Source organism: Bradyrhizobium sp. UFLA05-108 (assembly GCF_059803455.1).
On the sequence record NZ_JBANAZ010000078.1, the window covers coordinates 13,476 to 35,019 of the forward strand.

The 21,544-nt window shown below is 62.4% G+C and carries 19 protein-coding genes; 5 read left to right on the forward strand and 14 right to left on the reverse strand.

Going from position 1 to position 21,544, the window contains the following annotated elements; translation table 11 throughout:
• Window positions 1-37 precede the first annotated feature (37 nt).
• Genes SO140_RS38040 through SO140_RS38050 form a run of 3 tightly spaced genes read left to right on the forward strand, consistent with a single transcriptional unit; the run spans window position 38 to window position 3,243 of the window.
• On the forward strand, window positions 38-1,315 hold the full coding sequence (locus SO140_RS38040; protein ID WP_449382994.1) for a CaiB/BaiF CoA transferase family protein: 1,278 nt from the start codon (window positions 38-40) through the stop codon (window positions 1,313-1,315).
• A 21-nt stretch (window positions 1,316-1,336) separates the two neighbouring features.
• A complete protein-coding gene (locus SO140_RS38045) occupies window positions 1,337-2,170 on the forward strand; it encodes a citryl-CoA lyase (protein WP_449382993.1) in 834 nt (277 codons plus the stop codon).
• Entirely contained in the window at window positions 2,167-3,243 is a 1,077-nt protein-coding gene (locus SO140_RS38050; RefSeq protein ID WP_449382992.1) for an amidohydrolase family protein, read from the forward strand. The genes SO140_RS38045 and SO140_RS38050 overlap by 4 nt, the downstream gene beginning before the upstream one ends.
• Here SO140_RS38050 and SO140_RS38055 read toward each other — a convergent pair.
• A complete protein-coding gene (locus SO140_RS38055; protein WP_449382991.1) occupies window positions 3,197-4,195 on the reverse strand; it encodes a LysR family transcriptional regulator in 999 nt (332 codons plus the stop codon). The two genes, SO140_RS38050 and SO140_RS38055, sit on opposite strands and share 47 nt — an antisense overlap.
• 129 nt (window positions 4,196-4,324) lie before the next feature.
• Here SO140_RS38055 and SO140_RS38060 point away from each other — a divergent pair, with 129 nt between their 5' ends.
• Window positions 4,325-5,632 (forward strand): MFS transporter, encoded by a 1,308-nt coding sequence (locus SO140_RS38060; RefSeq protein WP_449382990.1) that lies wholly within the window; start codon window positions 4,325-4,327, stop codon window positions 5,630-5,632.
• Window positions 5,633-5,753: 121 nt separating this feature from the next.
• Here SO140_RS38060 and SO140_RS38065 read toward each other — a convergent pair whose 3' ends face one another.
• From SO140_RS38065 to SO140_RS38090, 6 genes are all read right to left on the reverse strand, one after another.
• Window positions 5,754-7,751, reverse strand: coding sequence for an alpha-glucosidase (locus tag SO140_RS38065; protein WP_449382989.1), 1,998 nt, complete (start codon window positions 7,749-7,751; stop codon window positions 5,754-5,756).
• 14 nt (window positions 7,752-7,765) lie between these two features.
• Window positions 7,766-8,542 (reverse strand): SDR family NAD(P)-dependent oxidoreductase, encoded by a 777-nt coding sequence (locus tag SO140_RS38070; RefSeq protein ID WP_449382988.1) that lies wholly within the window; start codon window positions 8,540-8,542, stop codon window positions 7,766-7,768.
• A 66-nt stretch (window positions 8,543-8,608) separates the two neighbouring features.
• Complete coding sequence (locus SO140_RS38075; RefSeq protein ID WP_449382987.1) at window positions 8,609-9,463, reverse strand: carbohydrate ABC transporter permease; 855 nt, start codon at window positions 9,461-9,463, stop codon at window positions 8,609-8,611.
• Complete coding sequence (locus SO140_RS38080; RefSeq protein WP_449382986.1) at window positions 9,460-10,407, reverse strand: carbohydrate ABC transporter permease; 948 nt, start codon at window positions 10,405-10,407, stop codon at window positions 9,460-9,462. Before SO140_RS38080 ends, SO140_RS38075 begins: the two co-directional genes overlap by 4 nt.
• 102 nt (window positions 10,408-10,509) lie before the next feature.
• Window positions 10,510-11,754 carry an ABC transporter substrate-binding protein gene (locus tag SO140_RS38085; RefSeq protein WP_449382985.1) on the reverse strand — a complete coding sequence of 415 codons (1,245 nt, stop codon included), beginning with the start codon at window positions 11,752-11,754 and terminating at the stop codon, window positions 10,510-10,512.
• Between the two features lie 75 nt (window positions 11,755-11,829).
• On the reverse strand, window positions 11,830-12,903 hold the full coding sequence (locus SO140_RS38090) for an ABC transporter ATP-binding protein (RefSeq protein ID WP_449382984.1): 1,074 nt from the start codon (window positions 12,901-12,903) through the stop codon (window positions 11,830-11,832).
• 299 nt (window positions 12,904-13,202) lie between these two features.
• Here SO140_RS38090 and SO140_RS38095 point away from each other — a divergent pair, with 299 nt between their 5' ends.
• Window positions 13,203-14,189 (forward strand): LacI family DNA-binding transcriptional regulator, encoded by a 987-nt coding sequence (locus tag SO140_RS38095; RefSeq protein ID WP_449383004.1) that lies wholly within the window; start codon window positions 13,203-13,205, stop codon window positions 14,187-14,189.
• A 114-nt stretch (window positions 14,190-14,303) separates the two neighbouring features.
• Here SO140_RS38095 and SO140_RS38100 read toward each other — a convergent pair whose 3' ends face one another.
• The 7 genes from SO140_RS38100 to SO140_RS38130 all read right to left on the reverse strand — a co-directional run bounded on the left by SO140_RS38100 (window position 14,304) and on the right by SO140_RS38130 (window position 21,533).
• Window positions 14,304-15,479 carry a Gfo/Idh/MocA family protein gene (locus tag SO140_RS38100; protein ID WP_449382983.1) on the reverse strand — a complete coding sequence of 392 codons (1,176 nt, stop codon included), beginning with the start codon at window positions 15,477-15,479 and terminating at the stop codon, window positions 14,304-14,306.
• A 14-nt stretch (window positions 15,480-15,493) separates the two neighbouring features.
• Entirely contained in the window at window positions 15,494-16,549 is a 1,056-nt protein-coding gene (locus tag SO140_RS38105; RefSeq protein WP_449382982.1) for a sugar phosphate isomerase/epimerase family protein, read from the reverse strand.
• A 158-nt stretch (window positions 16,550-16,707) separates the two neighbouring features.
• A complete protein-coding gene (locus SO140_RS38110; protein ID WP_449382981.1) occupies window positions 16,708-17,868 on the reverse strand; it encodes a Gfo/Idh/MocA family protein in 1,161 nt (386 codons plus the stop codon).
• Window positions 17,869-17,881: 13 nt separating this feature from the next.
• Window positions 17,882-18,643 (reverse strand): sugar phosphate isomerase/epimerase family protein, encoded by a 762-nt coding sequence (locus SO140_RS38115; RefSeq protein ID WP_449382980.1) that lies wholly within the window; start codon window positions 18,641-18,643, stop codon window positions 17,882-17,884.
• Between the two features lie 29 nt (window positions 18,644-18,672).
• The gene (locus SO140_RS38120) at window positions 18,673-19,758 is read right to left on the reverse strand and encodes an ABC transporter ATP-binding protein (protein WP_449382979.1); all 1,086 of its coding nucleotides are present in this window, start codon (window positions 19,756-19,758) and stop codon (window positions 18,673-18,675) included.
• A 6-nt stretch (window positions 19,759-19,764) separates the two neighbouring features.
• On the reverse strand, window positions 19,765-20,658 hold the full coding sequence (locus SO140_RS38125) for a carbohydrate ABC transporter permease (RefSeq protein WP_449382978.1): 894 nt from the start codon (window positions 20,656-20,658) through the stop codon (window positions 19,765-19,767).
• On the reverse strand, window positions 20,655-21,533 hold the full coding sequence (locus SO140_RS38130) for a carbohydrate ABC transporter permease (protein WP_449382977.1): 879 nt from the start codon (window positions 21,531-21,533) through the stop codon (window positions 20,655-20,657). Before SO140_RS38130 ends, SO140_RS38125 begins: the two co-directional genes overlap by 4 nt.
• Window positions 21,534-21,544 lie beyond the last annotated feature (11 nt).

A 21,544-nucleotide genomic window follows, 5' to 3' on the forward strand; every position in this document is an offset into this window, starting at 1 on the left:
CTGTCGAGCGTCAATTCACATATCCGGAGCACAACACATGACATTGCCACTCGCCGGCATTCGCGTCCTCGATCTCTCGAACGTGCTCGCCGGTCCGTTCTGCGGCTATCAGCTTGCACGTCTCGGCGCCGAGGTCATCAAGATCGAAAATCCAAAGGGCGGCGATCTTGCGCGCCGACTCGGCGCCGACCCGGCGATGGCGAAGAATCTCATGGGGTTGTCGTTCGTCGCCGTCAACGCGGACAAGCAATCCGTCGCCATCGATTTCAAGGCCGATCAAGGCAAGGAGATATTCCTTCGTCTCGTCGAAACGGCCGACGTCGTGCTGGAGAATTTTCGCCCGAAGGTCATGGAACGGCTGGGGCTCGGCTATGAGGTGCTGGCAAGGCGCAATCCGCGCATCATCTATTGCGCGATCTCCGGCTTCGGGCAGGACGGACCCTGGGCGGGCCGACCCGCCTACGATCAGATCGTTCAAGGACTTTCGGGCGTCATGAGCGTCACGGGCGATGCCAACACCGCCCCCTTGCGCACCGGCTTTCCGATTGCCGACACGATTGCCGGTCTCACCGCATCCTTTGCGATCACGGCCGCTCTCGTGGAACAACGGCAGACCGGACGCGGGCGGCACATCGATGTCTCGCTGCTTGAATCAACCCTGGCTGCGATGGGCTGGGTGGTTTCCAACCACCTCAACGGCAATGTCGATCCGCAACCGATCGGCAACGAGAACTTCACGGCAGCTCCGTCCGGCACTTTCACGACGGGCTCCGGGCCGCTGAACATCGCGGCAAACGAGCAGAAGCAGTATGAGGCGCTGTGCGACATCGTCGGAAAACCGGAGCTGAAGTCCGATCCGCGGTTTAGCGAGCGGCAGGCGAGAAAGGACCATCGCGCGGCTCTGAAGCAGGAGCTTGAAGTCGCCCTCGCCGCCAAATCCGCGGCCGAATGGGAGACGCTTTTCAACGCCAACGGCGTTCCGGCTGGATGCGTTCTGAGCGTGCCGCAGGTGCTCAAGGAGGAGCAGATCGTCGGCCGCAAGTTCGTCGAAAGCCTGAGCGCGAAAGTGTCAGGCGGCCAGACGATGCGTGTCACCCGTCCGGGCTTCCGACTCGAGACGGATTATCCGGAACCGTTGCCGCCACCCCGCCTCGGCCAGGACACCGAGAAGTGGCTCAGGCAGCTCGGCTTCGAGCACGGCGACATCGAAGCGTTCGGCCAGCACGGCGTTGTCGCCTTCGACAACCGGCCGACGGTCAAGGAGTCGGTCAAGATGCCGGATCTGAAGGCACGCGCCGAGACGTCGAGCACCTGACAAGCGATCGAGGAGAGACTCATGACCGATCAAGGCTCCGCAGACCTGCTGCAAACGGCGACCCAATGGTGGTCGACCGGCATTATCGACATGAAGCCGGGCGTGATCCGGTTTCGCGGCTTTCCGATCGAGCAACTGATTGGCCGGGTGTCGTTCCCGCAAATGATATGGCTGATGCTGAAGGGCGAGCTGCCGTCCCCTGAGCAAGGAGCACTCCTGGAAGCTGCGCTTGTCGCCGCCGTGGACCACGGTCCCCAGGCGCCGTCGATCGCGATCGGACGGATGGCCGTGACATGTGGCCTTCCTCTGAATGGCGCGATGGCCTCGGCCATCAACGTGCTCGACGACGTGCACGGCGGCGCCGGCGAACAATGCATGGAGCTGTACGCCGAAATCGCGCGTCTTCAGGATGATGGTGCCGAGTTGAAAACAGCCATCGAACAGGGCCTCGACGCCTTCGTCGCAGCGAACGGAAAGATCGTGCCCGGCTTCGGACACCGCTTTCATCCGATCGATCCCCGATCACCCCGGCTACTCGAGCTGGTCGATGCAGCGCGAGGGCATAACGTGGTCACCGGGCGCTTTGCAGAGATCGGCCACGGGGTCGAAGACTTGATGCAGCGGCGCAAGGGTCGGAAGATCCCCATGAACATCGACGGGGCCACCGCCGTCATCTATTCGGAGCTGGGCTTTTCGCCCGCGCTGGGTCGTGGCCTGTTCATTCTCTCGCGTTCGGTCGGCATCCTCGCGCATGCATGGGAGCAATCGCAGCAAGGCGGACGGATCAAGGGACCCATGCCGCCGGGTATTCCCTATCGCTACACCGGGCCCGCTCCTCGGGATTTCGCAAAATGACTCAAAACCAAACCGAAGGCAGCGGCTCCGCCTCTCGGTCGGGAGGCGGCAACTATCTCGCCGTGCGGCCGGACTGGCTGGCGCGCGGCTTCGAGGAGGCGCTCGAACCTGATCTGCCCATCATCGACGCCCATCATCATCTCTGGGACAGGCAGAACTGGAGATACCTGTTCGACGAATATCTCGCCGACATCGCCGGAAGCGGTCATAACGTCACGGCAAGCGTCTTCATGCAGTGCCAGGCGATGTACAGGTCCGGCGGACCAACTGCGATGCGGGTCGTCGGCGAAACCGAGTTCATCAATGGTGTCGCGGCCATGAGCGCGAGCGGCAACTACGGTCCGCGGCGCCTTTGTGCCGGAATTGTCGGTCACGCGGATCTGCGTCTCGGAGACGAAGTGACGGCGGTGCTCGAAGCCCACGTCGCCGCCGCTCCCGACCGATTTCGCGGCATTCGGCACGTAGCCGCGTGGGACACCGATCGAAGCCTGATGAATCCGCTGAGCGCCGGTCCGCCCGGCCTCCTCGGCGACAGCGCGTTTCGAGCCGGGTTTGCGCGACTGGCGCCATTGGAGCTCGTCTTCGACGCATGGCTGTTCCACCCGCAAATCCCCGAACTGACCGAGCTCGCGCGGGCGTTCCCGCAAACAACGATCGTGCTCGATCATCTCGGCGGGATCGTCGGCATCGGAGCTTACAAGGATCGGCGCGACGACATTTTCGCCGCGTGGTCGGGCGCGATCCGCGATCTTGCAAGATGCGAGAACGTCTGCGTCAAGCTCGGCGGCCTCGGAATGCGTATCAACGGATTCAGATTCGACATGCGGGAGATCCCGCCGACGTCGGAAGTCCTCGCCTCAGTCTGGCGGCCCTACATTGAGGTTTGCATCGAAGCATTTGGCCCGCAACGATGCATGTTCGAGAGCAATTTTCCGGTCGACAAGGGCTCGTATGGATATGGATCGGCGTGGAATGCATTCAAACGCCTGACGCGTCACGCAAGCGAGAGCGACCGCCAGAGCCTGTTCAGTGGGACTGTCTCACGCGTTTATGGACTCGCTCCGCCCGACTGACCACGATGGGCGGCACTGCGTCGGAGGCGTCCGTCATGCCCGGCAACGTGACCTGCTCGAGGAAATCGCGCCCTTTGGATTTGAGCAGGCCGACGACCCGCTGCGCGGCCGGAGAGAGATAGCCGTCCCTGCGCGTGACGAAGCCGAGCGGCCTTCGCATCGTCGTGGTGTCGATCATCAAACGGTCGAGCTGGCTGCCCAGTCGAAGCGGATGAAGGTTTCGCGTGGACGTGAAGCTGAGCAGCGCCGTGTCGGCGATCAGCTTGGGCAACGTCGTGATCGAGTTGGTCTCGATCTGGACGATCGGCGGCGGCAAACCATGCGCTTCGAATACGTTGTCGAGCCACTGACGCATGGCGACGGTACGGGCCGGCAGCACCCATTTCGACGCGACCAGATCCTCAATGGCGAGCCGCTTGCCGCAAAGTGGATGATCCTTTGCTGCGACGACGACCACTTCGTCCATGCCGAACGCTTCGTGCCTGAACTCCTGCTCGTCCGAGGCAAGTATCGGTCCAATCGCGAGATCGAGGGTCCGCTCGCGAAGCGCTGCCCTGACGACGCCACTCATTCCAATCTGCACTTCGATCGCCAGTCCAGGCGCATCGGCGATGATGGCCCGGCATATCTGCGGCAGCAGGTATTCCCCCATCGTGGCGCCACAGCCGATACTGACGCGACCTGCCGCGCCGGCGGCGAAATCGGTGACCTCGCGCAGCGACTCCTCCATCGCCTCGCGCATTCGTCGCGCGCGTGCCAGGAGGACCTCTCCGACGCGCGTGAGGGTGATCCCACGCCCTGTTCGCTCGAACAGATCGGCGCCCACGGCTTCTTCGAGACGCTGGATACATTTTGTCAGAGCTGGTTGAGTGCGGCCGAGCTTGTCGGCAGCTCGGCCCATATGGCCCAAATCGGCAATCACCTCAAAATAGGTGAGGTCGCGAAGGTCCACTTCTTCCTCCCGGTTATCGGTTCTTGAACATTAGCGATTGGACCCTTGTCCGCTCGATCTGGCATGTCGAGCCTAACACGGCTGGGCCCCGTCAGGGTAACCGGCCCGGATAGCAGGGAGGACCAGCGGATGACCGAAATCACGGCCAACAGATCATTCACGGATGGAAGTCCCGATGCGGGACTGCTGGCAAGTGCCATTTCCAAGAACACCTGGCGTTTGGTCCCGCTTCTGGGTCTCGCCTATCTCTTCAACTACCTCGATCGCACCAGCGTCGGCTTTGCTGCACTGCAAATGAACAAGGATATCGGATTGAGCGCCACTCAATTCGGCTGGGGCGCCGGAATCCTGTTCTTCAGCTACTGCCTTCTGGAAGTCCCGAGCAACATGATGATGTACCGGTTCGGTGCGCGTCGCTGGCTGGCCCGCATCATGATCACGTGGGGCCTTGCTGCGGCGGCGACTGCGTTTGCGACGGGACCGTACAGCTTCTACCTGATCTGCTTTCTCCTCGGTGTATTCGAGGCCGGCTTCTTTCCGGGCGTGATCTGGTACATCTCGATCTGGTTTCCCGCGAAGCACCGGACGAGCGTGCTCGCCCTGTTCATGGCTGCGACGCCGCTATCCTCGCTGCTGGGCAGTCCGATCTCGGCGGCCCTCCTCGGCATGGATGGATTCTGGGGGCTTGCAGGCTGGCAATGGATGTTTCTGATCGAAGGCCTTCCAGCATGCGTGCTCGGAATTCTGTGCCTCGTTCTGCTCGCCGACAGGCCCGAGCAGGCTCAATGGCTCACGCCTCAGGAGCGACAAGCGCTTCTGTCCGCTCTTGCCGGCGACAAGCACGACAAGCCAAAAAAGAACCTGTGGGCCGCAATGAAAGATTCGCGGGTGCTGATGCTCACGGCGGTCACCTTCGCCTTCACGATCGGCTCCTACGGCATAGGCATCTGGTTGCCCTTGATCCTGAAGGGGCACGGTCTGAGCAACATGGAAGTCGGGTGGCTTTCGGCTGTTCCCTACCTCTTCGCAACGATAGGCATGCTGTTTTGGGCGCGTCTCGTGGATCGCAAAGGTCAGAAGGTCTACAATCTCATGGCCGCTTTGATCCTTGGCGCCCTTGGACTGACCCTCTCGGTCGTCTTCACCTCGCTCGCTCCGGCCCTGGCCTGCCTGACACTGGCGCTGGTCGGAACGATCTCCGCGCGGACTGTCTTCTACACGATCCCGCAGAGCTTCCTGACGGGCGCCGCGGCGGCCGGGGGAATAGCGTTCATCAACTCTGTCGGTGCGTTCGGCGGTTTCGTGGGTCCCTATATGGTCGGCCTTTTGAAGGACGCAACCGGCTCCTTCAACGCCGGCATGATCGGGATGGCGGTGATCCTTGTCGTGGCGACAGGAATTGCCGGCGCCCTCAAACTGGTCGCGGAGGAGATCTGAGTTGCAGCGAGCGCATGTTGGCTCGGTCGTCGACCGGCTTCACACTGTGGTTTCCGGGCGGCCGCGCGCTTCATACAAATGCTGGTGCTGCCGATGGGTTACCTCGACGTACAAAGCGGAACTATAAGTCCCGAAGTCCAACAAACAGCGTTTCGAATTCGGTATCTGCCCTATAGAAGACCGCGGGCCGTCCCAACGGCGCCTCGATCGATATTTCCTGGCCGCCAGCAAATGACTGGCCCGTCCAGAGGTGAATCCAGTCAGTCCCCGCCGGAAGGTAGAGTTTCCGCTCAACTTGTGATGCCTGCCAGACGGGCGCAACCAGCACGTCCCGACCATAGAGATAGCAATCCTGAATGCCGTAGGTGCGCCGGTCTTCTTCGTGATGCAGGAACAACGGACGCTGCACCGGGAGGCCCCGGCGGGTTGCTTCCAGCGACAATCTCCTGAGATAGGGCGAGAGTTGAACGTAGATCGCCGTCATTCTTGCAAAATGCGAAAGGACCACGGGGTCGCCGTCGATCTGCAAATTGTCACGGGGCCTGTTGCCTTCGTGACTACGCATCACCGGCGTGAATGCCGCCATCTCGGTCCAGCGCATGATAAGTTCGGGCGTGCGGACATTTCCGAACAGGCTCGTGTAGCCGCCGATATCGGAATGGTGAAACGCATTGCCGAGCAGTCCCGACGACAACGCGGCGCAGATGACCGTGACCAACCCGTCATGCCGCGAAAAGTCAACCGATTGATCGCCGGCCCAGAGCAACGGGCACGACCTCTGTATGCCTGTGAAGCCAGCCCGCATGAAGAACACTGCCTCACCTGTCCGGCCGCGACTCGCCACCGCCTTCGCGTTGACTTCTGCCCATAGCGTTGGCCAATGGTTGTGCGCCAGCCTTGCGTCGACACCGCTGGCGAGACGCGCCTCAACCGGTAGATACTCGCCAAAATCGGCCATCCACCCGGACAAGCCATAGTCGAGCATCCTCGCGCCTATGACCTCTTCGGAAAACCACGCCGCGGCGTCTGAATTGGTGAAATCAACGATGCCGCAGTGAAATTCGCCAAAATCGATCAGGGCAGTTCGCCCTGAAGCATCTTTGACGAAGTAGTCCGCATCCTCGGCCTCCTTGAACAGGGCACCATCGTCGCAAAGATACGGATTCACGTAACCGAGGAAGTGGATGCCCTCGCTGTTCAATTCAGCGATGCGCTGTCGCAGGCCCGGATACCGCGTCTCGTTTGCCTGCCAGTCCCAGAACAGCCGCGCGCCGAATGCAGTCGGCCGAATCCCGACCCAGTCTTCGCACCACAGACCAGCGACCTTGACGCCCGCCTCACGCATCTTCGCGAGGCGATCGAACGAGTTCGCTCCATCCTTTAAGCCGATTATCGCACCGCTGTAGATCCATTCCGGGAGTGGCGGCTGACGCCCAAAACGGCTGGACAGGATCTCCACCAGTTCGACGAACGAGGGTGCGGCAAACAGCTCAATGCGCTCCGGAACGGCCCAGACTTCAATCTCGTGAAACGAATCATCGCGAAAATCGAGCGCGCTAAAGGCGAATGTCGTGACGTGCAGCGCATAGCGCGCCGATGAGAGATAAGTCGGCTGGGGATAGTACGTGTGATAGTAGTCGCCGCCCGCGTGGCCCGCCACGTCCGCCTTGAATGTGATTTCGGTGTTCTTGTCGCGCCCGACGCCTGGCTCCGAGCCCCACAACGGAAAGCGCCGCCCGCGCAGATCAAAGTAGGAGAACTGCTCGCCTCCGCCCCAGACGTTCTCATCCCGGTCGGCAACGACACGCAGCCAAAATCGATTCACGGATGGTTCAAGGGCCTGCAGCACCAGCGCATTGCCCTCGAGCGTGACAGCCAGGCGCGGGGGCTGCCCCTTGGCAGCGGCAAACACGATCATTTCGCCATCCGTCTCGGCATGCGCTAGCGGACAGCGTTCAGCAAGGCGATCTTCGATCTCGAAGTGACCGCGATGCATCGCGATGCTATCGTGCCCTTGACCGACGAAGAAACATGGCGCTGCGGCACTGTGTGCAAGAACCCGGTGGCCACCAATGGAGATTGCGAAGCCGGATTGGGTCGTCTCAAGTTTTAAGTCCATTCCCCTTCATCCCTTCAGGTCAGGCCAGCATCGACGACGAAGTTCGCCCCTGTGCAGCCTGCGCTCTCGTCAGAGGCGAGGAACAGCGCTACGCGCGCAACGTGCGTGGCATCGAGTCGAATTTTGAGCGCCTGACTTTCGATGAACTTCCGATTGCTTTCGGGTGTCGCCCACAACCGAAGTTGGCGCTCGGTCACGATCGCACCCGGCACGATGCAGTTGACACGAATGCCCGCTGGGCCCAGTTCGCGGGCAAGCGTCTTGGTCATGCCGTTGATTGCCGCCTTCGCTGTTGTATAGCCGACCATTCCCGGGATTCCACGCATCCAGGAGACCGATCCGAACATGATGATCGCCCCGCGGCCGGCCTCAATCATCCGTCCACTCACGGCCTGGCTGGCGAAAAACTGATGATCGAGGTTTAACGCCAGCGCGCGCCGCCAAGCCTCAGGCCCAACGTCGGCCATCGCGTGGCGGTCATCGCGGGCGGCATTGTTGATGAGCACTGCGACCGGTCCATGCTTGTCTTCCACGCCCGCGATCGCAGAGCGGAGCGCTGCAATGTCGGTGATGTCGCAAGCAATGAACTCCGCTGCCGTCGCGGCCGCGGTCTCCGACCCCGCCGCCTCGTCGATATCGACGAAAGAGACGATCGCCCCTTGGGAAGTAAAGGCCCTCACCATTTCGGCGCCGATTCCAGATGCTCCGCCAGTAATTAGCACGCTGCGACCAGCCAATGAGGCGTAGCGAACCGAATCGTAAGCTGCCATCTTGGTAACCTCGTTAAGCATTAGACATCCGGATCGAAACGCGGCTTCTCGATATCGGGAACGTATGTTTGCGTATCTTTGACACGCTCATCCCTTGAGGCCGCCCGCCGTCAGCCCCGAGACCACACGCTCCTGGAAGATCACGATCAGGATCGCCACCGGTACGATGCCGACGACGAGCGCGGCCGAAATCACCGGCCAGGGGAAGGCAAACTCGCCCTGATAAAGCTGGATTCCGACCGGAAGCGTACGCAGTGCCGGATTGGAATTGAACGAGAGCGCGAGCAGAAACTCGTCCCATGAATTGACGAAGGCAAGGATACCCGCGGTAAATACGCCCGGTGCGGACAGCGGCACCACCACCTTGAACAACGCGCCAAAACGCGTGCAGCCATCGATCATGGCGGCATTCTCCAGATCGCGCGGAATGCCCTCGAAGAACGAAGTCAGCACCAACGTACAGACCGGCAGGCTCAGCACCGTGTAAGGCAAAATCAGCGCCACCCAGGTGTTGAGCAGATCGAGCGCGCGCATCGTCTCGAACAGCGGCACCAGGAGCGTCACCAGCGGGAAAGTCGAGACCGCGATGATCAGCGACATGATGAGGCCGCGAAATCTCAGATTCAGCCGCGCCAACGCATAGGCCGCGAGAACGGAAACAAGCAGCGTCAGAGCGGTCGACAACAGCGCAACCATGAAGCTGTTGAATAGGAACGTGAGCAGCGGTTGATCGGAGAACGCCTGGACGTAATTCTGCATCGTCGCCGCTTGCGGCAGCCAGGTGATCGGCTTCTGCGTGAGCTCCGCCTCGGTCTTGAACGAGGTCAGCAGAATCCACAGCGCCGGGAACAGGCCGTTCACGACGAGAATGAGCGCGGCGATGGCGCGCAACGGTTTGCCGGACAAGGCCGAGCCGAGAGTGGAGAAGGCAGCCGTGCTCATGATGCGCTCCCGCTGCCGCGGATCATGCGCAGGTAAAGCGCCGTGACGCACATCGAAAGGCCGAACATCACCACCGCAAGCGCCGATCCATAACCAAGGTCGAGGAACGACACGGTGTTCTGATGGATGTACATGGCCAACGTCGCGGTTGCTGTGCCCGGCCCGCCTCCCGTCATCATGTAGGGGATATCGAAGGTCTGCAGCGCGGTAATGGTGCGGAAGATCAGCGCGACCACGATCGTGGGCTTCAGCAGCGGCAGCGTGATCTCGAAGAACTGCCGCACACGCCCTGCCCCGTCGACGTCCGCCGCCTCGTAAAGCGAACGCGGAATGGTCTGCAATCCGGCGAGAATGATCATCGCCATGAAAGACGAGGCCTTCCAGATGATGGCGAGACAGATCGCGGCGAACGCGAGACGCGGCGAATTGAACCAGATCACGCCAGGCAGGCCGATCCGATTGAGCACGTCGTTGACGACGCCGTATTCCGAATGGAAGAACCAGGCGAAGATCAGGCCCGCGAATGCAAGCGGCAGCGCCCACGGAATCAGAAGCGAGAGCCTCACCGGCCATCGCATCTGGAACGGCAGATTGGCGAGCAGCGCAAGTCCGAGCCCGACCAACAGCGCGCCGGGCACTGTGATGAGCGTGATCAGGATCGTGTTCCAGGTCGCCTGCCAAAAGACCGGATCTTCCAGCATCTGCTGAAAGTTCGTGAGCCCGGCGAATCGCGCCGGCAGGCCCGACGTCAGCGAGAGGTCGAGGAAGCTCGTGTAGATGAGCCGGCCCACCGGATAGACGATGATCATACTGAGCAGGATCGCGGCGGGCGCGAAGAGAAGAACGGCGAGCGTCGTTTCGTCCGGATCAAACCAGCGCGACAGCCTCGCGCGTCGCGCATCGACGCGACCGGCTGCGTTCTTGGACGTGGATGTCATCGTCATTAGGTCCGGTCCGGATTGCGCACGAGGCGACCGCAAGAATTCGCGACCACGAGCGGGCTGCGTACGTAGGAGAAATACACCCACTCGTCGCCGGAACGTGCCTTAGCGGAGGATCCGCTTCAGGCGAGCCTCGATCTGGGTGGCGCCGTCCGCCGGCGTGGTCACGCCCGCGAGCACCGCGTTGACCGTGGTCCGGATCGCTTCACTGACCTCGTTGTAACGCGGCGTCACCGGACGCGGCTTAGCGGTCTCAACGATCGGCTGAGCGTCGGCGAACCACGGCACCGCCTTGGTCACGTCCGCGTCCTTGTAGAGCTTGCCGTAGGTCGGCAGCAGCGAGCCGTTGATGGCCATGAATTTGGAGACTTCGGAGCTCGACAGATATTCGACGAGCTTCTTCGCCTCCTCCTGATGCTTGGAAAAGGCGGAAACGCCCCATTCCCAACCTCCGAGGCAAGTCGCCTGTTCGCCGCCCTCGACCGCCGGGAGCCGCGCGACGCCGACCTTGCCGACCACGGCAGAGTCCGCGCCCTGCGTCATGGCCCACGCGTAAGCCCAGTTCACCGCGAATACGACGTTGCCGGCCTGAAACTCCTTGCGCGTGTCGTCGGTCGCAACCTCGGCAATGTTCTTCTTGGCAACACCACTATCGGCGAGGCTCTTCCAGAGCGCGAGCGATTTCGCGGCGGCCTCACGATCGAAGTCGAGCTTGCCGTCCTTCACGACCACCTTGCCCTGGCTCCAGTATGGTACGAGGAAAGTGCAGACTGCACCTTCGATCGCCTTGCCCTGGAACGAAAGGCCCTGCAGATTCGGATTGTGCTCACCGTCCGCGATCTTCTTCGCCGCGGCAGCGAGCTCGTCCCACGTCTTTGGCGGCTGGAGCCCGTATTTGTCGAGCAGGTCCTTGCGATAATAGAGGAACATGGAATCCGCAAAAGCGGGGAGCGCCACCACCTTGCCGTCGACGGTGTTCGCCTCGGCATAGGCGCGGAGATAAGCCGACATGTTTTCGCTTGCGAACGGGCTGGTCCAGCCAGCAGCCGCAAACTGCGCCGGCCGTATGACGTCGAGCATCAGCACATCGAGCGAAGCGTCCTTTGCCGTGAGGACCGTGTTGAGATATTGCGCCTGCAGATCCGAGGTCGCGCCGCCCAGATCGATAGCGACTTTGACGCCCGGATTGCGCGCTTCGTATTGATCGAGCACCGTGCGCCAGATGCCGGGCTGACCCTGGCTTGTGATGAAGACCTTCAACGTGGTTTCGGCGGACGCGGCGGCCGCGAATGCGAATGCTCCGAATCCGAGCAGCAGTCCTGTTATCTTTGAAATGCGTCCCAAACTCATGCCGTCCTCCCGATTAAGATCGCCGCTTGCTCGCGACATTTCTAGCTTGTGGTCGAAGCCCTCGCAGCGCAGCTCTCACTGCAGGGCACGCTCCGTCTCCGCATCGAACAGATGAATCTTCGCAGGGTCGAGGCCCAGCTTGAACGCCTCACCGGTTCGCGGGCGCAACTCGGGCGGCAGCCGCGCGGTCAGTGTCGCGCCGCCCACCGAAAAATGCACCAGCGTATCGGAGCCGAGCGGCTCGACGACCTGAACCTCGCAATTCAGTCCGACGTCGGACGTCCCCGATGTGAAATGCTCGGGCCTGATGCCGACGATGAATTCGCGCCCGTCAGCCGCCGAGATCCCGGTGCCAGGCAATGTCGCAAGCGGCAGACGGTTGCCGTCGGCGAAATCGAGATAGCCATGGGCAGCCCTGGCCTTGGCGAAGTTCATCGACGGAGAGCCGACGAAGCTACCGACGAACACGCTCGCCGGATTGTTGTAGACCTCATCGGGCGTTCCGATCTGCTCGATGTCGCCGCCGCGAAGGATGACGATGCGATCGGCCAACGTCATCGCCTCGACCTGATCGTGGGTCACATAGACGATGGTGGTCTTTATTGTCTGGTGCAGCCTCTTGATTTCCGTGCGCACCTGACCGCGCAGCTTCGCATCGAGATTGGACAACGGCTCATCGAACAGGAACACCTGCGGCCGCCGAACGATGGCCCGGCCCATCGCAACCCGCTGGCGCTGTCCACCGGAGAGCTGTCCCGGCCGCCGGTCGAGAAGATGGGTGATGCCAAGCATCTCCGCCGCGCCCCTGATCTTGGCGTCCGCTTCCGCCGCGTTCGCGCCCCGCACCTTCAGGCTGAACCCCATGTTCTCGCGCACTGTCTTGTGCGGGTAGAGCGCGTAGTCCTGAAACACCATGGCAATGTCGCGCTCGCGCGGCGGCAAATCGTTGACGACACGATCGCCGATCCGGATCTCACCGCCGCTGATGCTTTCGAGTCCGGCGATCATCCGCAGCGTCGTCGATTTGCCGCAGCCCGACGGGCCAACCAGCACCACGAACTCGCCGTCGGCGATCTCGAGGTCGATGGTCTTGACGACGCGAAACGCGCCATAGCTTTTCTCGAGCTTGCGCAGGCTGACCGAAGCCATGAGACCTGTTCTCCCGTCCCGCATCCTTGAAGCCGCGGTAGCCAATGGTAGCGCTACGATTTTCGCAAATCAACGGCCACAAAAAGGCTCACAGACTCCAGCTCTGTACGGCGAGTTAGGAGATGGAACACTATCGTATGCATCTGACTATAATCATAGTATTCTTCTGATAAGGAGAAATAGATTGTATCGCGACAAAGCCTCGGCTACATAATAGCGCTATTATTGTTGGAGCCATCAAGGGAATGGCGGCACCAAAGCCCACACGCACCCGGCGCAAGATGCAACGGGTCACGATCATGGACGTGGCGGCGCGCGCCGAGCTCTCGCCGTCCACGGTATCCCTCTATTTCAGGAAGCCCGCTGCGGTTTCGGCGGCGGCGAGCGAGTCGATCGCACGCGCCATCGAGGCGCTCGACTACGTGCCGAACCTGATGGCCGGCGGCCTGGCCGCGGCCTCATCGCGCGTCGTGAGCATCATCGTGCCATCCGTCCGCAATGCGTTCTTTGCCGAGACCGTCGCCGCCATGCAGGAAGAGCTCGGCAAGCAGCGACTGCAGGTGATGCTCGGCCACACCGAGTACAAGGAGCATGACGAGGAAAGTCTGGTGCGCACGGCACTGTCCTGGGCCCCCGCCGCCATCGTTTTGACCGGCCTCTCCCACAGCGCCGCAACGCGCAGGCTATTGCGCGACAGCAAGGTGCCGGTTGTCGAAATCTGGGAGCTCGGTTCCCAGACCATGGACATGGCGGTCGGTTTTCACCACGACCAGGTCGGTCGCGCCGCCGCGTCGCATCTCGTTCAGCGAGGACGCAAGCGATTGCTGTTTCTTGGCGCCCGCCTGCACGAGGATCGTCGCGCTGCGCGGCGCGCCCAGGGCTTCGTCGAGACGGCGCGGAACGTACCGGACGTCACTGCGGAGATCATTCAGCATCCCGCGCCGGCGAGCGCCGAGGTCGGCGCCATGCTGCTCGGCGAGGCCCTGCATCGCTTTCCGAACGTGAACGGGATTGCCTGCTCCAACGACCACATCGCCCTCGGCGTGATCTTCGAGTGCCAGCGCCTCGGCATCGCAATCCCCGAGCACCTGTCGGTGGTGGGCTTCGGCGACATGAGCTTCAGCGCGGCCGCCAATCCGTCGCTGACGACCATCCGCCCGCCTGGCGACCTGATCGGGAAGGAAGCCGCGCGGCTGATCATCGCAAGGATCTCTCACCCCGACGGCGAGCGGGAGCAGGCCGTCATCGACACGCGTTTCACCCTGCTGCATCGGCAGAGCAGTTAATTGGAACTACCTAAGGTCCTCGAACCTGGCCAAAACCAACCACTGTATAACGGCAAACACCATAGCGGCCGAAACCCCAAACATGAGGGCTCCGTTCGTTGCACGCGCCGGCAGTTATGTCATTCGAACCCACGCGCCTTTGCACGCTGAGGACTTCACCGCAGCATCGATGAACTTCACGCCTGCCAGGCCATCCTCAACGGTCGGGAAGATCACCTCAGGATCCGGTTCTTCGCCGGCCCTTGCCGCGCGGATGGCGCGGGCTGCCTCAGCATAGATTGTTGCGAAACCTTCGAGATAGCCTTCGGGGTGACCGGAAGGAACGCGGGTAACGCGGGCCGCCTCGCCCTTGGCGCCGGCGCCGCCGCGGGTCAGAAGCTGCCTGGGCCCGCCGTAAGGCGTGAACCAGAGGTGATTCGGGTTCTCCTGCGTCCATTCGAGTCCACCTTTGCTGCCGTAGACGCGCAGTGTCAGGCCGTTCTCGTTGCCGACGGCGACTTGACTCGCCCACAGCATGCCCTTGGCGCCGCCTTTCCACTTGAGAAGGATCTGGACATCGTCATCGAGGCGCCGTCCCTCGACGAAGGTCGACAGTTGCGCGAGCAGTTCGTCGAGCTCGAGCCCGGTGACAAAGCAGGCGAGATTATAGGCGTGGGTGCCAATGTCGCCGATGCATCCGCCGGCGCCGGCACGGGTGGGATCTGTGCGCCACGCCGCCTGCTTCTGGCCGCCGGCCTCCAATCGCTCCGTCAACCAATCCTGCAGATACTCCGCCTGGACAAGACGGATCTCGCCGAGATCGCCGTTCGCGACCATGGCCCGCGCCTGTCGGATCATGGGATAGCCCGTGTAATTGTGCGTCACCACGAAGACCCTGCCCGTCTTCCTGACCAGCGCCACCAGCTCCTCGGCTTCAGTGACGGTCGTCGTCAGTGGCTTGTCGCAGATCACATGAATTCCGGCTTCCAGGAAGATCTTCGCGACCGGACCGTGCATGTGGTTGGGCGTCACGATCGAGACCGCCTCGATGCCGTCCGCTCGCGCGGCTTCCGCCTTCGCCATCTCCTCGAAGGAGCCATAGGCACGGTCGTCGGCGATACCGAGTTCCTTCGCGGAGGCTTTGGCTCGGACCGGATCCGACGCGAGCGCGCCGGCCACAAGTTCGAACTGGTCGTCGAGGCGAGCGGCGATGCGGTGGACTGCGCCGATGAAGGCTCCCTGGCCGCCGCCGACCATGCCGAGCCGGATACGACCGCGATCGACGGCTTCGTGGCTTGCTTCGATAGTCATTTTCTTCTCCTCGCTCAGAAGATGCCGAGCATCCTGCGGTTCGCTGCGGCATCGGCGCCGGAGCCCGCATAATCGTCGAAGGTGTTCTCTGTAACCCGGATGATATGGCTCTTGATGAACTCGGCCCCCTCGCGCGCGCCTTGCTCGGGATGTTTCATCGCACATTCCCACTCGAGCACCGCCCAACTGTCGTAATCGTATTGCGTGAGCTTCGAGAAGATGGCGCCGAAATCGACTTGGCCATCGCCGAGCGATCGGAAGCGGCCGGCACGGTCGACCCAGCTCTGAAACCCGCCATAGACACCCTGGCGGCCCGTCGGGTTGAACTCGGCGTCCTTGACGTGGAATGCCTTTATGCGCTGGTGGTAAATGTCGATGTAGTCGAGATAGTCGAGCTGCTGCAGCACGAAGTGCGACGGGTCGTAGAGCAGGTTCGCGCGCTTGTGGCCCTTTACCCGCTCAAGAAACATCTCATAGGAAACACCATCGTGAAGATCTTCGCCCGGGTGGATCTCGTAGGCGAGATCGACGCCATGCTCGTCGGCATAGTCGAGGATCGGCCGCCAGCGCCTGGCAAGCTCGTCGAAGGCAGTCTCGATGAGGCCGGCCGGACGCTGCGGCCAGGGGTAGACATAGGGCCAGGCAAGCGCGCCTGAGAAGGTCGCCTGTGCAGTGAGCCCGAGCCGCCTGGAGGCCAAGATCGCGCGCTTGACCTGATCGACTGCCCACTCGGTGCGGGCCTTGGCGTTGCCACGCACTTCCGGCACGGCGAAGCCGTCGAATGCCGCGTCATAAGCAGGGTGAACGGCAACGAGCTGGCCCTGGAGATGGGTCGAGAGCTCGGTGATCGCAAGCCCGTGGCGAGCCGCGATCCCCTTCACCTCTTCGGCGTACTCCTGCGACTCCGAAGCTTTCTTCAGGTCGAAGAGCCGCCCATCCCAGCTCGGAATCTGAACCCCCTTGTAGCCGAGCGAGGCTGCCCAACCGCAGATCGAGTCGAAGGAGTTGAACGGCGCCGCGTCGGCCGCGAACTGGGCGAGGTATATCGCCGGTCCCTTGATCATCTTCATCGAATGCTTCCTTCCATCCTGGACGCTCCAGCAGCACGCGCCCGCTGAGCTCGATACCCCACCAAAACTCGCCTCCCTTGCTCGTTCCAGGAGACAGAGCGGGCATTTCATCCCAATGCCCAGACCGGGCGGCAATCACATCCTGGGACTGTCCCGCGTCAGAACGTCTCCCCCGCCCACAACGCCATCGCATCGACATCGGACAGCGGCGCCGGTCGCTCGACGCGCGAGCGCACCGCGATCTCTCCACCTTCGACGCTGGCCTTGAGGATCGCGTGCTTCACCTCCAGCGCGTGGCCCGCCAGAGCACCGGAGGAGCGGTGTGGCGTGCCACTCAGCACAGCACTCGCGAGTTCGGCGACACCCAGACAACGATAGTTGGCCTGGTTCGGCATGTGATCGGCCCAATTCGGCGAGCGCCAGTTGGGCCTGCCGAACGGCCGGTCGTCGGCCAGGACCGAGATCCAGTCGCCGCCCTTCTCGGTGTATTGCACCGCGCCGCCGAAGAAGTTGGGATCCGGCACGCGCAGCGAACCCTCGGTGCCGTAGAGCTCGATCGGCGGATGTCCGTGCTTCCAGACGTCCCAACTCATCGCGAAGATGATATCGGCACCAGACTCGAAATGCAGCAACGACATCACCGTCGTCGGCGTTTCCACCGCGATGGTCTTGCCGTTCATTGGCCCCTTCGAGGTGACGAGCCTCGTGGCGAAGCCGGCGCTCGCACGCCCCTGCACCAGCGCAACGGGACCCAACAGGTTGATGAGGGCCGCAAGGTAATACGGACCCATGTCAAGGATCGGCCCTCCGCCCCGTTTGAAGAAGAAGGTCGGATCGGGGTGCCAGTGTTCCATGCCATGCGACATGAGAAAGCAGGTGCCATAGAGCACTTTGCCGATCCGCCCCACATCCACGAATTCGCGCGCCATACGCCCGCCGCCGCCAAGGAAGGTATCCGGCGCGCAGCCGAGCTTCAGGCCGCGATGAGCCGCCTCCGCCACCAGCGTCGCCGCATCGTTGGCCTCGACCGTAATCGGCTTCTCGCCGAACACGTGCTTGTCTGCAGTCAACGCAGCGTGGCTTATCGCAAAATGTGCATCCGGCGTGGTGAGATTGACGATGATCTGGATATCGGGACGCGCCAGCAGCGCGTCGATCGACAACGCCTCGATCTCGAACTTCGCCGCCTGGGCTTGTGCAGCCTCTGGCCGCTGATCGGCGCAGGCGACCAGCCTTAGATCGCGGAATTTCGGCATGTTGTGCATGTAGATCGTCGAGATGTTGCCGCATCCGACGATGCCGACTCCGAGCTTGCTCATGATCCGCTCCCCATCACGTCCACGACGACACGGTCTCGCGCGCCCGACGCGCGAAGCGGGCAACGTCGTTCGGCTTATCGTGTTCGGCGACGAGCAGGCGGACCCCGGCCTCCTTCATCGCAGCGCGCAGCGCCGGCCAATTCATGGTGCCGTGGCCGGGATCGGCCCAGCCATCCTCATCAGTGCATTGTCCCAATGGCGCGAGATCCTTGATGTGGCAAGCGACCAGACGCTGAGCATGCTTCTTGATCTCGGCGACCGGATCGCCGCCACCGCGCACGATCCATGCGAGATCGGCCTCCCAGACGAGGTCGGGCGCCTCTTCGAACAGGCATTCGAGATAGGTCTTGCCGCTCCCGCTGCGGCCATATTCCCAATGATGGTTGTGCCAGCCGAATTTGAGCCCCTCGCCGGTCACTGCCCTTCCGATCTCGGCAAGCTCGCGCCCGATGCCGCGCCATTGCTTTTCGTCGCCCTCGCGTTCACCCAATGGCGGAGCCGGGGCGAAGATGGTCCCGATGCCAAGCTCCTTGCACATCCTCGCCGTGCCGACCGCATCCTCGCGCAAGCGGTCGAGACCGACATGGGCGCTCGGCGCGGTCATGCCGTGGCGCCCGAGCAGCCGCTTCAGGCTCTCGGGTTCGTTGAACAGCCCACCCCAAGGCTCGACCATCGTGTAGCCTAGGCTGGAGAGCAGCGCGAATTGCGCTTCGAGCGGGGCGATGGAGCGAGCGGAATAGAGCTGGATGGATAATTGGTCGATGGGCCTGGTCATGTCTTGCTTTCGTCAGGGATAGATGGATTTCAGAGGCGCTGTCCGCTCGTCTCATCGAACAGCGACAGGGTATCGGCGGGGAAGCGGACGGTGAGCGTGTCGCCCACATGTACCTGCGCGTCGGCGTCATGGCGGAAGGAGAAGGCGGTGCCGTCGGCGAGGCGACACCAGATCAGCGTGTCGGCGCCCATCGGCTCAACCATCTCGACGCGCGCGGACACGGAGGATGGGTCGTCGGATGCGGCAACCTCGATATGCTCGGGCCGAATGCCGAGAACGACCGGCGCGTCCGTCGGCTGGCCGCGGAACACGTAGCCGTTCAAGCCAAACCGGTTTACACCGGCGATGAATCCGACCTCGCTGCCGCGCGCGAGCCGACCGGGAATGAAGTTCATCGCGGGCGAGCCGACAAAGGAGGCGACGAACCGGTTCACCGGTTCGCGATAGATCTTCTTTGGCGTGTCGAGCTGCTGGATCACGCCGCCCTGCATGACCGCGATGCGGTCCGCGAGCGTCAGCGCCTCGATCTGGTCGTGCGTCACGTAGATCATGGTTGCGCCAAGCCGTGCATGCAGCCGCTTGATCTCGACCCTGAGCTCGGCGCGCAGCTGGGCATCCAGATTGGAGAGCGGCTCGTCGAACAGATAGACTCCGGCATGGCGCACCAGCGCCCGTCCGATCGCGACACGCTGACGCTGGCCGCCGGAGAGCTCGCTGGGACGGCGGTCGAGGAGACTGGTGAGCCGCAGCATCTGCGCGGCCTCACTGAGGCGGCGCTCGATCTCGCTCTGCGGCGTGCCCGCGACCTTCAGCCCGAACGACATGTTTCCTCGCACGCTCATGCGCGGATAGAGCGCGTAGCTCTGGAACACCATCGCGATGCCGCGATCCTTCGGTTCTGCCCAGGTGACATCGCGGCCACCGATATGGATTTCGCCACCCTTGACGTCGATTAATCCTGCGATCGCGTTGAGCAATGTCGACTTGCCGCAGCCGGACGGCCCAAGCAGCACGAGGAACTCGGACGCCTCCACGTGGAGATCAAGATTCTCCAGCACCTTCAGGCCGCCAAAGCCGATCTGCAGGCTCCTGATGTCGACGTTCGACTGCTGCATGTTGCGTTAGCCCTTTACAGCGCCAGCGGCGATACCGCGCACGAACCAACGGCCGGAGCCGAAATAGACGGCGAGCGGCAACAGCGCGGTCAACAGCGTCGCCGCCATGTCGACATTGTAGGCGCGCTCACCTTGCGTCGAATTGACGATGTTATTGAGCTGCACAGTCATCGGCAAATTGTCGCGGCCGGCGAAGACGAGCCCCAGGATGAAATCGTTCCAGATGCCAGTGGTCTGCAAGATCACCGCGACCACAATCATGGGGGTGGCCATCGGCATCATGATCTGCGCGTAGATCTGGTAGAAGCCGGCGCCGTCGACGCGGGCGGCCTTGAACAACTCGACCGGCAGCGACGCGAAGTAGTTGCGGAACAGCAGCGTCATGGTGGGAAGGCCGAAGATCGTGTGGACGATCACGATGGTCAGGAGCGACTGCCCGAGCCCTGTGAAGGAGAACACGCGCACCAGGGGGTAGATGAACACCTGATACGGAATGAAGGCCACCACCATCATCGCGCCGAACAGGATGTTGGCGCCGCGCACGCGCCAGAGCGACAGCGCATAGCCGGTAAGCGAGCCGATCAGGATAGAGATGAAAACTGACGGCACCAGGATGCGCAACGAGTTGAAAAAGCCGACCTTGATGCCCTGGCAGGTCAGCCCGGTGCAGGCCGAGGTCCAGGCCTTGATCCACGCCTCGATATCAGGGGCTGCCGGCAAGGCCAGCAGATTGCCCTGCCGGATCTCCGCCATCGGCTTCAGCGAGGTGACGACCATCACATAGAGCGGCAGCAGGAAGTAGAGCGCGGTGATGAGGATAAAGGCATAAAGGCCCCAGCGCGCCGGGCTCATGCGCTTCGGCCGCCGCGCCGCGGGCAGAGCCTGCGCCACCGCGGTCATCGCATCTCTCCCCTGCCCGCACGCCAGTAAAGATAGGGGGCGACCACCGCGATCACCGTGATCAGCATGGTGGTCGCCGCCGCCGTTGCAAGACCAATATTGGCGCGCTCGAACAGATGATCCATGACAAATTTGGCGGGTACCTCCGAGGCAATGCCGGGGCCGCCATTGGTCATAGATACCGAGAGGTCGTAGAGGCGCACCACGGCCGTCGACAGCAGCACCGCGGCGGTCGCAAAGCTAGCACCCATCATCGGAATGATGATCGACACATAGACCCGCCATTTCGGCAGACCATCGACCCGCGCCGCCTTCCAGATCTCGTCATCGACGCCGCGCAGCCCGGCGAGCATGATCGCCATCACCAGTCCGGAAGCCTGCCAGACGCCCGCGATGACCAGGCAGTAGATCGCAGTCTCCGGCCGCACGATCCAGTCGAAGGTCGCGCCTTCGAAACCCCAACTGCGCAGCACATGCTGGATGCCGAGCGTCGGGTTGAGCAGCCATTGCCAGACCAAGCCCGTGACGACGAAGGACATCGAATAGGGGTAGAGATAGATCGAGCGGATCGTGTCTTCGGCCCTCACCCGCTGGTCGATCGCAACCGCCAGCAGGAAGCCGATCAGAAGCGCGAGCGAAACGAACAGCACACCATAGATAACGATGTTGTGGACCGAGGTGATCCAGCGATCGTTATTGAACAACATCTCGTATTGCCGAAGCCCAACGAAGTTGCTGTTCGGAAGCATGCGCGAATTGGTCAGCGACATCCACACGGTCCAACTGGTGGCACCGATATAGACGATGAGCATCACCATCAGCGCCGGCAAGAGCGCAGAGAGCGCGGAAAGTCGGGAGTTCAGCGAAAGACGCATCGCATCGCCGG